13 protein-coding genes are annotated in these 13092 nt (G+C 59.7%); 11 read left to right on the top strand and 2 right to left on the bottom strand.

All coding sequences use genetic code 11. The features are described 5' to 3' along the window. Positions 1-352: 352 nt before the first annotated feature. A complete protein-coding gene (locus IB241_RS10005; protein ID WP_192298233.1) occupies positions 353-1573 on the bottom strand; it encodes a CaiB/BaiF CoA transferase family protein in 1221 nt (406 codons plus the stop codon). Positions 1574-1585: 12 nt separating this feature from the next. Next, positions 1586-2767, bottom strand: coding sequence for an acyl-CoA dehydrogenase (locus tag IB241_RS10000; RefSeq protein WP_010207882.1), 1182 nt, complete (start codon positions 2765-2767; stop codon positions 1586-1588). A gap of 158 nt (positions 2768-2925) precedes the next feature. Between IB241_RS10000 and IB241_RS09995 the strand changes: the two genes are divergently transcribed. The 11 genes from IB241_RS09995 (at position 2926) to IB241_RS09945 (ending at position 12968) form a co-directional block, all read left to right on the top strand. Continuing rightward, positions 2926-3825 (top strand): LysR family transcriptional regulator, encoded by a 900-nt coding sequence (locus IB241_RS09995; protein WP_192298232.1) that lies wholly within the window; start codon positions 2926-2928, stop codon positions 3823-3825. Positions 3826-4277: 452 nt separating this feature from the next. Further along, positions 4278-5399 (top strand): Re/Si-specific NAD(P)(+) transhydrogenase subunit alpha, encoded by a 1122-nt coding sequence (locus IB241_RS09990; protein ID WP_192298231.1) that lies wholly within the window; start codon positions 4278-4280, stop codon positions 5397-5399. Positions 5400-5414: 15 nt separating this feature from the next. Next, positions 5415-5735 (top strand): NAD(P) transhydrogenase subunit alpha, encoded by a 321-nt coding sequence (locus tag IB241_RS09985; RefSeq protein ID WP_003187417.1) that lies wholly within the window; start codon positions 5415-5417, stop codon positions 5733-5735. Continuing rightward, a complete protein-coding gene (locus IB241_RS09980) occupies positions 5735-7171 on the top strand; it encodes an NAD(P)(+) transhydrogenase (Re/Si-specific) subunit beta (protein ID WP_192298230.1) in 1437 nt (478 codons plus the stop codon). The genes IB241_RS09985 and IB241_RS09980 overlap by 1 nt, the downstream gene beginning before the upstream one ends. A 179-nt stretch (positions 7172-7350) precedes the next feature. Then, on the top strand, positions 7351-8844 hold the full coding sequence (locus IB241_RS09975) for an acetyl-CoA hydrolase/transferase family protein (protein WP_192298229.1): 1494 nt from the start codon (positions 7351-7353) through the stop codon (positions 8842-8844). 318 nt (positions 8845-9162) lie between these two features. Beyond that, a complete protein-coding gene (locus IB241_RS09970; protein ID WP_003214752.1) occupies positions 9163-9378 on the top strand; it encodes a DUF1127 domain-containing protein in 216 nt (71 codons plus the stop codon). A 268-nt stretch (positions 9379-9646) separates the two neighbouring features. Next, a complete protein-coding gene (locus IB241_RS09965) occupies positions 9647-9820 on the top strand; it encodes a DUF1127 domain-containing protein (protein WP_192298228.1) in 174 nt (57 codons plus the stop codon). A 136-nt stretch (positions 9821-9956) separates the two neighbouring features. Continuing rightward, on the top strand, positions 9957-10277 hold the full coding sequence (locus IB241_RS09960; protein ID WP_192298227.1) for a DUF2388 domain-containing protein: 321 nt from the start codon (positions 9957-9959) through the stop codon (positions 10275-10277). A gap of 80 nt (positions 10278-10357) precedes the next feature. Further along, entirely contained in the window at positions 10358-10663 is a 306-nt protein-coding gene (locus tag IB241_RS09955; RefSeq protein WP_192298226.1) for a DUF2388 domain-containing protein, read from the top strand. Positions 10664-10689: 26 nt separating this feature from the next. After that, a complete protein-coding gene (locus tag IB241_RS09950) occupies positions 10690-11010 on the top strand; it encodes a DUF2388 domain-containing protein (protein WP_192298225.1) in 321 nt (106 codons plus the stop codon). Continuing rightward, complete coding sequence (locus IB241_RS09945) at positions 11007-12968, top strand: DUF4105 domain-containing protein (RefSeq protein WP_192298224.1); 1962 nt, start codon at positions 11007-11009, stop codon at positions 12966-12968. Before IB241_RS09950 ends, IB241_RS09945 begins: the two co-directional genes overlap by 4 nt. The last annotated feature ends 124 nt before the right edge of the window (positions 12969-13092 follow it).

Raw genomic sequence — 13092 nt, 5'->3', positions numbered from 1 at the left:
TGTCAAGTGATTATTTTCAGAAGCTTTCGAAGATTTCTTCAACAACTTCAACCACTTGCGCTTACGATCTCTCGTTAGCGGGAGGCGAATTCTACAGCGTTACACGCTGCTGTCAACACCTCTTTTTCAACTTCCTCAGCGCTTCGATGAACTGAAGCAACCTGCTGCCGAAAACTGCGTAACTCATTGTTTAACAAGGAGTTTTCCGTTTCGACTGCGCCGGAAGTGGGGCGAATTATAGACATCCAGAATCTGCCGTCAACCAATAATTTGGTTTTTCTATCAATTAACCGAAACTGATTAAAAAACCACCAAGACAGCCTCCTGATCCCTTCTATATAGAAGAAGCGACCTAGATAACCCCTGCAGCCCTCAGAGCAGCCACATTGGCGTCCTCCAATCCAAGCACCTCACGCAATACCTGAACCGTATGCTCGCCAAGCAGAGGAGGCGCGCTGCGATACTCCACGGGAGTCTTTGACAATCGGATAGGGCTGGCCACCTGAGGCACCATTCCCGCCAGTGCATGGGGCAACGCCATCGCCAACCCACGCGCCTTGACCTGGGGATCGGCAAACACCTGCGCCAGATCATTGATCGGCCCACACGGCACGCCAACCTGCTCCAACAGCGTCACCCATTCAGCCGTCGTCTTGAACACCGTCGCCTGCCGAATCAACGGAATCAACTGTGCACGGTTGGCCACCCGCATCTTGTTGGAAGAGAAGCGCGGATCATCCGCCCACTGCGGCTGCCCAGCGGCTTCAGCAAACTTTCGAAACTGCCCGTCATTACCCACTGTCAGGATAAAGTCGCCATCGGCAGTAGGAAAATCCTGATACGGCACGATATTCGGATGCGCATTGCCCAAACGCTTCGGCGACACCCCCGTCGTCAGGTAATTCATCGCCTGATTCGCCAGGCATGCCACCTGCACATCCAGCAGCGCCATATCGATATGCTGCCCGCCACCGTCATGATCCCGATGGGCCAACGCCGCCAGGATCGCCACGGTGGAGTAGAGCCCCGTGAGAATGTCAGTCAACGCCACGCCAACCTTGACAGGCCCGGCCCCGTCATCCCCCTCGGGCCGCCCGGTCAGACTCATGAGCCCGCCCAACCCCTGGATCATGAAGTCATAGCCCGCACGCGCCGCATAAGGCCCCGTCTGGCCAAAACCGGTGATCGAGCAATAGATCAACTCCGGATTGATCTCCTTGAGCGCCTCATAGTCCAATCCATACGCAGCCAGACCACCCACCTTGAAGTTCTCGATCAGAATGTCGGACTTGGCTGCGAGGTCACGCACCAGCTTCTGCCCCTCCGGTCGCGTGAAGTCGATCGTCACAGACTCCTTGTTACGATTGGCCGACAGGTAATACGCCGCTTCACTGGTGTTTTCGCCATAGGCATCCTTAAGGAAGGGCGGCCCCCACGCGCGAGTGTCATCCCCACTGCCTGGCCGTTCGACCTTGATGACCTCAGCCCCAAGGTCCGCAAGAATTTGCCCGGACCACGGCCCCGCCAGCACTCGCGACAGATCCAGTACCCGCAGATGCGAAAGCGCGCCCATACCGAACTCCTATTAATAGAACGCTTGAAGACCGGTTTGCGCACGCCCCAGGATCAACGCGTGCACGTCATGGGTGCCTTCATAGGTGTTGACCACCTCCAGGTTGACCAGATGACGCGCCACCCCGAACTCGTCGGAGATACCGTTACCGCCCAACATGTCCCGGGCCATGCGCGCGATGTCCAGGGACTTGCCACACGAATTGCGCTTCATGATCGACGTGATCTCCACCGCCGCCGTCCCTTCATCCTTCATCCGACCCAGCCGCAGGCAACCTTGCAGCGCCAGGGTGATCTCGGTCTGCATGTCGGCCAGCTTTTTCTGGATCAACTGGGTTGCCGCCAACGGTCGTCCAAACTGCTGACGATCCAGCGTGTATTGGCGTGCGGTGTGCCAGCAAAACTCGGCTGCACCCAACGCCCCCCAGGAGATGCCATAACGCGCCGAGTTAAGGCAGGTGAAAGGCCCCTTCAAACCCCGCACGTCCGGAAAGATGTTCTCTTCCGGCACAAACACGTTGTCCATGACAATTTCGCCAGTGATCGAGGCTCGCAGACCCACCTTGCCGTGAATCGCCGGAGCGCTCAGGCCTTTCCAGCCCTTCTCCAATACAAACCCACGAATGTCGCCTGCATCGTCCTTGCCCCACACCACAAACACATCCGCAATAGGGCTGTTGGTGATCCACATCTTCGCGCCCGTCAGGCTGTAGCCGCCTTCCACTTTGCGCGCACGAGTAATCATCGCGCCCGGGTCGGAACCATGATTCGGCTCGGTCAGACCGAAGCAGCCAATCCACTCACCAGAAGCCAGCTTAGGCAGATACTTCTGCTTCTGTGCTTCGGTACCGAACTCATTGATAGGCACCATCACCAGGGACGACTGAACGCTCATCATCGACCGATAGCCGGAGTCGACACGCTCCACCTCACGGGCGATCAATCCATAGCTGACGTAGTTCAAGCCACTGCCACCGTACTGCTCGGGAATCATCGCCCCCAGCAGGCCGGTTTCGCCCATCTCGCGAAAAATGGCCGGGTCGGTCTTCTCATGGCGAAAGGCTTCGAGCACACGCGGCGCCAGCTTGTCCTGGGCGAATTGCTCAGCGCTGTCACGCACCATGCGCTCTTCTTCGGTGAGCTGTTGATCCAGCAGCAGTGGATCGATCCAGTTGAAGCTTGCCTTGCCAGCCATGAATAAGTCCTCGCGAAGATAAATCAGAAGTCGTGGATGGAGCCTAGGCCGGACAAGCGAGGAGGGCAAACGAGGTTTCTGCATAGGCTTGTGCTAATTTCTCACTTCGAAACACTAAATAGCGCCGCCTATGCGTTTTATATGTGAGGACAAGGTACATGCGCAGAAAAATTCCCAGCACCACCGCCCTGGTCAGCTTTGAAGCGGCGGCCCGCCACGAGAGCTTTACCAAGGCTGCGCAAGAGCTCTCCATCACCCAGGGCGCCATCTGCCGACAAATCGCCAGCCTTGAGGAGTTTTTAAGTGTCGAGCTGTTTCGGCGCTCGCGTCGCGGGGTCAAGTTGACGGAAGCGGGCCTGTCCTACAGCCGTCGCGTTGCCACCCAGCTGGACGCGGTGGAGCGCGATACCTTGTCAGTCATGGGCCAGCAGGGTGCCAACGTGATCGAACTGGCCGTCGTCCCTACGTTCGGCACTCAGTGGCTGATACCTCGACTCAAGGACTTTCAGCGCCAACACCCGGAAGTCACGGTCAACCTCACCAACCGCACGCGTCCGTTCCTGTTTGCCGATACCGACTTCGATGCAGCGATCTACTTCGGTGATGCCGATTGGTCCGGTACAGAATCCCACCGATTGATGGGAGAAAACCCCGTCCCCGTGTGCAGCCCACGGCTGCTGGCCAGTCGTACACAATTTGCCCCGCAGGAGATCGCGGAACTGCCCCTGCTGCAGCAGACCACCCGGCCTTACGCCTGGCGCCAATGGTTCAACGCCCAGCAACTGAACGTACCCCGCGACATGACAGGCCCCCGATACGAGCTATTCTCAATGCTGTCCCAGGCAGCCATGCATGACATGGGGGTCGCGCTGATCCCGCCGTTCCTTATCCAGCGGGAGTTGGATGAACACCAACTCGTAATTGCAAGTCCCGAGGCGCTGACCAGTTCAAAGGCCTATTACTTGATGATTCCCGACAGAAAAGTCGAATCGGCCTCGCTGCACGCTTTCAGAGACTGGCTGATTGATCAATCACACCGCTATAGCCCCAGTATTTAAAGGATACGAGGCAATTGTTGACTTTGTAGTCAGCAAAAATTAAATCCTACAGATGTACGTATATGTCGCATTTCAGCAGACTGTACCTGCTGACCAAAGATAAGGCCCAAAGCCATGATTTTCATGGCCTTCAGCGACTCTCACAAGCCAATGCCCGACTATTCACATCAGCGATGGCAAAAGACCCGATAAATGCCTGCAGCCCTTTAAACCCCTGTATTTGAAGAGGTTATTTCAAAGCATTGCGACAATCAGTCACAGGGTGACTTGTAGTTAATTTTTCGTCACCCGTCATAATCCCTTGAAGGCCGTAAAGTTCGCCTGCAAAATGCCGCGCCCCGCTGTCATTTCAGCGGGATCGTGCTGATCGGCCGCCCCAGATGTGCCACTCACGGTGCACTGGCCTTTTTACAAAAAGATCAAAAGCAAAAAGATCATGCAGGAGATTTGACGTGCACATTGGTGTTCCTCTCGAAACCCAGACCGGTGAAACGCGGGTGGCTGCCACCCCGGAAACCATCAAGAAGCTGATCGGCCAGGGCCATAAGGTCACTGTACAAAGCGGTGCCGGCATTAAAGCCAGCATCACTGACAGTGCCTATGAAACGGCAGGCGCAACCATTGGCAGCGCCAACGATGCGTTTGGCGCCGAGCTGATTCTCAAGGTGGTGGCCCCCAGCGACAGCGAACTTGCGCTGATCAAAAGCGGCACCGTGTTGGTGGGCATGCTCAACCCGTTCAGCAACGAAACCATCGCCAAGCTCGCCGAGCGGGGCATCACTGCCTTTGCCCTCGAAGCTGCGCCGCGCACCTCGCGCGCCCAGAGTCTCGACGTGCTGTCCTCCCAGGCCAACATCGCCGGTTACAAAGCCGTGCTGCTCGCCGCTCATCACTATCCGCGCTTCATGCCGATGCTGATGACCGCCGCGGGCACCGTCAAAGCCGCTCGCGTGCTGATCCTCGGCGCCGGCGTGGCGGGCTTGCAGGCCATCGCCACGGCGAAACGCCTGGGAGCGGTGATCGAAGCGTCTGACGTACGTCCGGCCGTAAAAGAGCAGATCGAGTCCCTCGGCGCCAAGTTCGTCGATGTGCCCTACGAAACCGATGAAGAGCGCGAATGCGCCGTCGGCGTCGGCGGTTACGCGCGCCCAATGCCAACCAGCTGGATGCAGCGCCAGGCCCTGGCCGTGCACGAACGCGCCAAGCAGGCCGACATCGTCATCACCACCGCACTGATCCCCGGCCGCAAGGCACCAACCCTACTCAGCGCCGACACCGTCGCGCAGATGAAACCTGGCTCAGTGGTCATCGACCTCGCGGCCGCCCAGGGTGGCAACTGCCCGCTGACCGTCGCCGACCAAGTGGTAGTGGAGAACGGCGTGATCATCTGCGGCCCGACCAACCTCGCCGGCGCTGTCGCCGCCGATGCGTCAGCCTTGTATGCGCGCAACCTGCTGGACTTCCTGAAGCTGGTCTTCACCAAGGAAGGGCAGTTTGAAATCAACCTCGAAGACGACATCGTCGCCGCGTGCCTGATGTGCCGCGACGGCCAAGTCATCCGCAAAAACGCCTAAGCAGGGATTCAGACGATGGAAGAGCTTATCTCCCCCGGTATCTACAACCTGATCATCTTTGTGCTGGCGATTTATGTCGGTTACCACGTGGTCTGGAACGTCACCCCCGCGCTGCACACACCGTTGATGGCGGTGACCAACGCGATTTCCGCGATCGTGATCGTCGGCGCCATGCTGGCCGCCGCCCTCACCGTGACCCCGCTGGGCAAGACCATGGGCACCCTGGCCGTGGCCCTGGCAGCGGTCAACGTGTTCGGCGGCTTCCTGGTAACCCGCAGGATGCTTGAGATGTTCAAGAAGAAAGCCCCGAAAGTAAAAGAAGAGGCGCCTAAGTAATGAGCATGAATCTGGTAACGACGCTCTACTTGATCGCGTCGATCTGCTTCATCCAGGCCCTCAAAGGCCTGTCGCATCCGACCACGTCGCGTCGCGGCAACCTGTTCGGCATGCTCGGCATGGCGCTGGCGGTGCTTACTACCGTAGGCCTCATCTATAAGCTGGGCGCTGAACTCGCAACAGCCGGTATCGGTTACGTCATTGTTGGCCTGCTGATCGGCGGCACCGCCGGCTCGATCATGGCCAAGCGCGTAGAAATGACCAAGATGCCGGAGCTGGTGGCGTTCATGCACAGCATGATCGGCCTGGCAGCGGTATTCATCGCGATTGCTGCGGTGGTCGAGCCGCAGTCCCTGGGTATCGTCAAACACCTGGGCGACGCCATCCCTGCGGGCAACCGCCTGGAGCTGTTCCTCGGTGCAGCCATCGGTGCGATTACCTTCTCCGGTTCGGTGATCGCGTTCGGCAAGCTGTCGGGCAAGTACAAGTTCCGCCTGTTCCAGGGCGCACCTGTACAGTTCGGCGGTCAGCACAAGATCAACCTGGTGCTTGGCCTCGCCACCCTGGGCCTGGGCCTGGCGTTCATGTTCACCGGCAACCTCACTGCCTTTGCACTGATGCTGGCCCTGGCGTTCGTGCTGGGTGTGCTGATCATCATCCCGATTGGCGGCGCCGACATGCCGGTGGTGGTGTCGATGCTCAACAGCTACTCCGGCTGGGCAGCAGCAGGTATCGGCTTCTCGCTGAACAACTCGATGCTGATCATCGCCGGCTCCCTGGTGGGCTCCAGCGGTGCGATCCTGTCGTACATCATGTGCAAGGCGATGAACCGTTCCTTCTTTAATGTACTGCTCGGCGGTTTCGGCAATGCGCCGGATGCGGGTGCCGCAGCCGGCTCCAAAGAAGCACGCCCGGTCAAATCCGGCTCGGCCGACGATGCGACTTTCCTGCTGACCAACGCCGACACCGTGATCATCGTTCCAGGCTACGGCCTGGCAGTGGCACGGGCGCAACACGCGCTCAAGGAACTGACCGAGAAACTGACCCACCGCGGCGTGACCGTGAAGTATGCGATCCACCCGGTGGCGGGGCGCATGCCCGGCCATATGAACGTGCTGCTGGCCGAGGCCGAAGTGCCTTACGACCAGGTGTTCGAGATGGAGGACATCAACTCCGAGTTCGGCCAGGCCGACGTGGTGCTGGTGCTGGGCGCGAACGACGTGGTCAACCCGGCCGCCAAGAACGACCCGAACTCGCCGATTGCCGGCATGCCGATCCTGGAAGCGTTCAAGGCCAAGACCATCATCGTCAACAAGCGCTCGATGGCCAGCGGCTATGCCGGCCTGGATAACGAGCTGTTCTATCTGGACAAGACCATGATGGTCTTCGGTGATGCCAAGAAGGTCATCGAAGATATGGTCAAAGCCGTCGAGTAACACTGCTACAGCGCAATACTCAAAACCCCGGCCTCTTGTAGGCTGGGGTTTTTTATTACTGCATGAAACCCGACCAAAGGCTCTAAAACGCTGCCCGGCATTCGACCATGGTAGCGGGCCGAATTTTTTTGAAATCACTAAACTGCGCACCTTGCTTCCGTAGCCTGAGATAAGAATCCATGTACCGTGATCGCATCCGCTTGCCTTCGTTGTTAGACAAGGTCATGAGCGCGGCCGACGCCGCCGCACTGATCGAAGACGGCATGACCGTCGGCATGAGCGGCTTCACCCGCGCCGGTGAAGCCAAGGCCGTGCCCCACGCACTGGCCGAACGCGCCAAGTCGTCGCCGCTGAAAATCACCCTGATGACCGGCGCCAGCCTGGGCAATGACCTGGACAAGCAACTGACCGAAGCCGGTGTGCTGTCCCGCCGCATGCCATTCCAGGTCGACAGCACGCTGCGCAAGGCGATCAACGCGGGGGAGGTGATGTTCATCGACCAGCACCTGTCGGAAACCGTTGAACAACTGCGCAACAACCAGCTCAAGCTGCCGGACATCGCGGTAATCGAAGCCGTCGCGATCACCGAGCAAGGCCACATCGTGCCGACCACCTCCGTGGGCAACTCCGCCAGCTTCGCGATTTTCGCCAAGCAGGTGATCGTCGAGATCAACCTGGCGCACAACCCCAACCTGGAAGGGCTGCACGACATCTATATCCCAACGTATCGGCCGACCCGCACGCCGATCCCGTTGGTGAAAGTCGACGACCGCATCGGCAGCACCGCAATCCCGATCCCGCCGGAGAAAATCGTCGGCATCGTGATCACCAATCAGGCCGACTCCGCCTCCACCGTAACGCCGCCTGACAGCGACACACAGGGCATCGCCAATCACCTGATCAACTTCCTCAAGCAGGAAGTGGACGCCGGGCGCATGACCAACAAACTAGGCCCGCTGCAGGCCGGGATCGGCAACATCGCCAACGCGGTGATGTGCGGCTTGATCGACTCGCCGTTCGAAGACCTGACCATGTATTCGGAAGTGTTGCAGGACTCCACGTTCGACCTGATCGACGCCGGCAAGCTGAGCTTCGCCTCGGGCAGCTCGATCACCTTGTCCGAGCGGCGCAATGCCGATGTGTTCGGCAACCTGGAACACTACAAGGACAAGCTGGTATTGCGCCCGCAGGAGATTTCCAACCACCCTGAAGTGGTGCGGCGCCTGGGCATCATCGGCATCAATACCGCACTGGAGTTCGACATCTACGGCAACGTCAACTCCACCCACGTCTGCGGCACGCGGATGATGAACGGCATTGGTGGCTCCGGCGATTTTGCGCGCAATGCGCACCTGGCGATCTTCGTCACCAAGTCGATTGCCAAGGGCGGTGCGATCTCCAGCGTGGTGCCGATGGTCAGCCATGTGGACCATACCGAACATGACGTCGACATCCTGGTGACCGAAGTGGGCCTGGCAGACTTGCGCGGCCTGGCGCCACGCGAGCGTGCGCGGGTGATCATCGACAACTGCGTGCACCCGGCGTACCGCGACGCGCTGAACACTTACTTCGATGCCGCCTGCGCCATCGGCGGGCATACCCCGCACATCCTGCGTGAAGCACTGAGCTGGCACATCAACCTGGAAGAAACCGGGCACATGCTCAAGGCGTGATTGATACAGATGCGGGCTGATGCAAACACAGTTTCATCAGCCCGACTCAATCACCCGCACTTCTGCAAAAAACTGTACTGCTGTACTGGTCATTTCCTACCGAAAAATCCCACACCCCTCGTTAAAAATGCCTATTTCGCACTGTTTCAGTGCAGACAGGTACAGTTGCCCCATTTCCGTACAGTACAGCACCCATAAACAGTTAACTGGCCCCTCACAATACAGGTGAACTGTATCTAGAGAGTCTTGCGCCGGAGGAGGATCATTGGCATCAGTTAAACCACTACCTAATCCCGCCACAAGCGGAAGGATGTCATCATGGAACGTACACTCAGTTCCGATCTGTTCTTCGAAGAAAAAGCTGTAAACACCCAGGCTTCCCTGCCTTTGCGCGTTCTCGCCAACCTGATGTTGTGGCAGCGCCGCATCTCCAGCCGCCACCAACTGGCTCGTCTGGATTCGCGTCTGCTGGCTGACGCCGGTATCAGCGAAGCTCAACGCTACGAAGAGCTGAGCAAGCCGTTCTGGCGCTGATTTAGCGCTCGCTGGCCCTGACCTGCCGGGTCCACTGCCAGCAACCTGATTTGTCAAAACAAAGCCCGCCCCGGGAGACCGGAGGCGGGCTTTGTTGTTTCTGGGATTGGGCTTTCTGGCGGCAAAAACAGTAGACATACACACCGACAGGTACAGTTGAAAAAATCTAACAGTTAAGCAGTACAATTTGACATCGGTGTATCTGTATCGGTCAAGGCGACTCGCCCAACATGGTGTTCCAGGACCTCATGAAAGAAAGGCGCCCACCATGGATACCCAACCCCCCATCTACAAACGCTTGCTCTGCACCCTTGCCAAGTGGGCGCGCCAGGCCCACGAACGGCGCCAGTTGGCGCAACTCGATCCTCGTGAACTGTCGGATCTCGGCATCAGCCCCGCTGATCGAATGACCGAACTGTCCAAGCCGTTCTGGCGTGACTAGCCGGTCAAGATGCTTTCCGAACGGATAAGCGGCGGCTTAATATCCAGCCACCGCGTGGCGAACTGTATAGAACAGGCGTCTGATCCCCAATGGCCGCCCTGCGCCACGTTATCCGTTCATCTAAAGGAGTCACCCCATGTCCCGTCTTCGCCTGCTGAGTGCTGCCGCCCTGTTGGCCGTAGCTGCCAACGCCAACGCGACCAGCCTGATCGTGACCACTGACTCGATCGTTGGCGCGCTCAAAGCCACCTCCGACGCCACTTCCGATGCCACCTCGTCCCTGCGTGACAACAAAGTCGTGCGCGCCGCCCGTGACGACGCCGCCAGTTTTGTCGCCAGCGAAGGCGCCATCCGTGGCGTGAAGCTGGAAAGCGCCCTGGCCCAGATCCGCCAACAAGCGCCGCAACTGAACACCGCGACCGACGCCCAACTGGCCCAAGCCATCCTGGCCATCTGACGACACGCCGCATGCCTCGGCGCTGGCTCTCGCCGGGGCATTACGCTAGCCTTGACGCTCGTTTTCAGTTGTCGAGTCCCATGGCTTTTTCATACCGCCTTTTAATTGTCCCTGTATTGTTTTCCTCCTGCTGGTCGCCCACGGCTTCGGCCTTTGACGTGACCACCCAGGGTACCGTCGCGAGCGCGTACGCCACCAGCAAGGTGACTTCCGCGCCCTTCGACCGCAAAATCGTGGCCGCCAGGGATGACGCTGCCGCGTTCATCGCCACTGACGGCCAATGGCGGGGAGCACGCCTGGAATCCGCACTGGATTACCTGCGCCGCACCCACCCAAAACTAAACGCCAGCGATCGTGAACTGGCGCAAGCAATTCTCGTCCAATAAACATCTTTGTATTTCGGAGTCACTCCATGCGTAGCCCGCTGATCGCCGCCACCCTAGGCCTACTGTTGTTGGCCGACGTTGCCCAGGCGCATACCTTGGTGGCCACCAGTAACATCATTGTGCGTGCCTCCGGTCGCACCATTGATTTCACCTCGGACACCACCACCTCCATCCGCGACTCCAAAATCGTGCGCGAAGCCCACGACGATGCAGCCAGTTTCGTCGCCAGCAACGGCGAGATTCGCGGCGCACAATTGGAAGCCGCCTTCGATACCCTGCGCACCCGCGTGCCAGAAGCCCGCGACGCCAGCGACCAGACCCTCGCCGAAGCTATCCTCGCGCTGTGAGGCGCCTCGCTGCCTGGCTCCTGGCCGGGACTGTGCTGCTCTGTGCCAGCGCAGCCCAGGCCAGCCTGCAACTGCGGCTCAAGACCGATGGCTTGAGCCCCGCGCAACAGCAGGCCAGCCAGGCATTGCTCGATGAAGCGCTGCGTTCACTGCCGCCGCGCTTCGTCGAACAGTTGGACCGGCAAATCGACGTCGGCTGGACCGACAAGATGCCCGAAAACGCCTACGGCCAGGCGTCGCTGGTGTCCGAACTGGACCTCAACAGCAACCTGCTCGACAGCCTGACCGACGGCAGCGCCGCCACCCAGAAGACCAATCGCCCCCACGGCACCGTGCGCCGGGAAATGCTCGCCACCGTGCTGCATGAACTGACCCACATCTATGACCGTGCACGCCTGTGGTCCAACGACGACCGCGCACTGATCAACCGCTGCAGCCGCCAGAACAAGCTCACCGGCCTGATCGGCCTGCCCGACCAATGCCGTGGCCAGAATGACCGCCGCTTCACCCTCAGCGACGACCCGCGCCTGCTGGACCTCGCCGGCTGGCCGCAATACGTCGGCCGTCGTGGCGAGCGCGAACAGCACAACCGCCAGGTCGCCCGCAGCCCGGACATCTACGAAACCACCAGCCCGCTGGAGTTCGTCGCGGTCAACATGGAGTACTTCCTGCTCGACCCGAGCTACGCCTGCCGTCGCCCCGCGCTGTTCCGTTATTACAAGGAGCACTTCGGCTGGGCGCCGCCGACACAGGACGCCTGCGCGAAGACCTACGCGTTTCTCAACGCCGGCAACGACTTCGCCAAGACCCCGCTGGGCCAGATCGACCCGGAACGCGTCTACGAGATCGACTACCTGCTCGCCGAAGCCAACCAGAACCTGGTCAGCCGCTGGGGCCACAGCATGTTGCGATTGGTGATCTGTGCGCCTGGCCGCCCGCGCGGTCCGGATTGTCGGCTGGATCTGGATCAGCATCTGGTTTTGTCCTACCGCGCTTTCGTCGGTGACGTACAGCTGTCGAGTTGGGACGGCCTGGTCGGCAAATACCCGTCGCGGCTGTTCGTGCTGCCCCTGGCCCAGGTGATCGACGAGTACACCAAGACCGAACTGCGTGGCCTGGCGTCGGTGCCACTGAAACTCACACGCCAGGAAATCAACGACACCGTCGAGCATGCCGCCGAAATGCACTGGAGCTACGACGGCAGCTACTTCTTCATCTCCAACAACTGTGCGGTCGAAAGCCTGAAACTGTTACGCAGTGGCAGCGCCAACCCCCAACTGACCGGCCTGGACAACATCACCCCCAACGGTTTGCTCGAGGTGTTGAGCGCCCGCGGCCTGGCCGACACCAGCGTGCTCGACGACAAACGCAACGCCTTGCGCCTGGGCTACCACTTCGACTCGTTCCGCGAGCGCTACCAGGCAATGTTCGACGTGCTGCGCAAACACCTGCCGATCAAGCAGACCCAGGTCGAAGACTGGCTATCCCTCAGCGCCGCCGAACGCCGCCCGTGGTTCGACAGCGCCGACCTGCGCACCAGCGCCGCGCTCTTGCTGCTGGAACAAGCGAGCTATCGCAAGCAACTGATGCTCGCCCAGGACGAAGTCAAACAACGCTACCTGGGTGCCCGCGAGCTGAAAAACGGCGGCATGGAAAAAGCCAACAACACCCTGCAACAGATCCTCGCCAACAGCGGCTTCCTCAGCCGCCCGGCGGAGCTGCTGGGCAGCACTGGCTACGGCCTGCCGCAACCGTCGGAAGCCAAGCGCCTGGAATCGGAAAGCGCCGAGCGCCAGAAACAGCTGCAATCCCTGACCGGCGACCTGGATAAAGAGGTGAGGGCACTGCTCGATCCGGCCCGGGCCGATGAGATTGCTGCGTGTGAGGCCAACCTCAAGCAGGTGGGTGAGCATCTAAGAGCCTTGCACAAAGCCGCTGGCGGCCTCGAACTCCCCTAAGAACTCCAGCCACATTTGGATCTGCATAAATCCCAAGATTGTGCCTCTTCCCTTCATCACCTGTTTTCCCGGCGAAAGCTGGCTGAAAGCTTTCCCGTCTAGGATCGCCCCCACTGCCGGCAAC

This window comes from Pseudomonas sp. PDM05 (genome assembly GCF_014851685.1).
Lineage (GTDB): Bacteria > Pseudomonadota > Gammaproteobacteria > Pseudomonadales > Pseudomonadaceae > Aquipseudomonas.
The sequence above is the reverse complement of the archived record's forward strand: the minus strand, read 5'-3'. Positions and strand labels throughout refer to the sequence as shown.

What these genes read in the sequence shown, in the direction of transcription:
- IB241_RS10005 (WP_192298233.1), bottom strand. Translation starts at nt 1,573, where the DNA reads ATGGGCGCGCTTTCGCATCTGCGGGTACTGGATCTGTCGCGAGTGCTG.
- IB241_RS10000 (WP_010207882.1), bottom strand. Translation starts at nt 2,767, where the DNA reads ATGGCTGGCAAGGCAAGCTTCAACTGGATCGATCCACTGCTGCTGGAT.
- IB241_RS09995 (WP_192298232.1), top strand. Translation starts at nt 2,926, where the DNA reads ATGCGCAGAAAAATTCCCAGCACCACCGCCCTGGTCAGCTTTGAAGCG.
- IB241_RS09985 (WP_003187417.1), top strand. Translation starts at nt 5,415, where the DNA reads ATGGAAGAGCTTATCTCCCCCGGTATCTACAACCTGATCATCTTTGTG.
- IB241_RS09980 (WP_192298230.1), top strand. Translation starts at nt 5,735, where the DNA reads ATGAGCATGAATCTGGTAACGACGCTCTACTTGATCGCGTCGATCTGC.
- IB241_RS09975 (WP_192298229.1), top strand. Translation starts at nt 7,351, where the DNA reads ATGTACCGTGATCGCATCCGCTTGCCTTCGTTGTTAGACAAGGTCATG.
- IB241_RS09970 (WP_003214752.1), top strand. Translation starts at nt 9,163, where the DNA reads ATGGAACGTACACTCAGTTCCGATCTGTTCTTCGAAGAAAAAGCTGTA.
- IB241_RS09965 (WP_192298228.1), top strand. Translation starts at nt 9,647, where the DNA reads ATGGATACCCAACCCCCCATCTACAAACGCTTGCTCTGCACCCTTGCC.
- IB241_RS09960 (WP_192298227.1), top strand. Translation starts at nt 9,957, where the DNA reads ATGTCCCGTCTTCGCCTGCTGAGTGCTGCCGCCCTGTTGGCCGTAGCT.
- IB241_RS09955 (WP_192298226.1), top strand. Translation starts at nt 10,358, where the DNA reads ATGGCTTTTTCATACCGCCTTTTAATTGTCCCTGTATTGTTTTCCTCC.
- IB241_RS09950 (WP_192298225.1), top strand. Translation starts at nt 10,690, where the DNA reads ATGCGTAGCCCGCTGATCGCCGCCACCCTAGGCCTACTGTTGTTGGCC.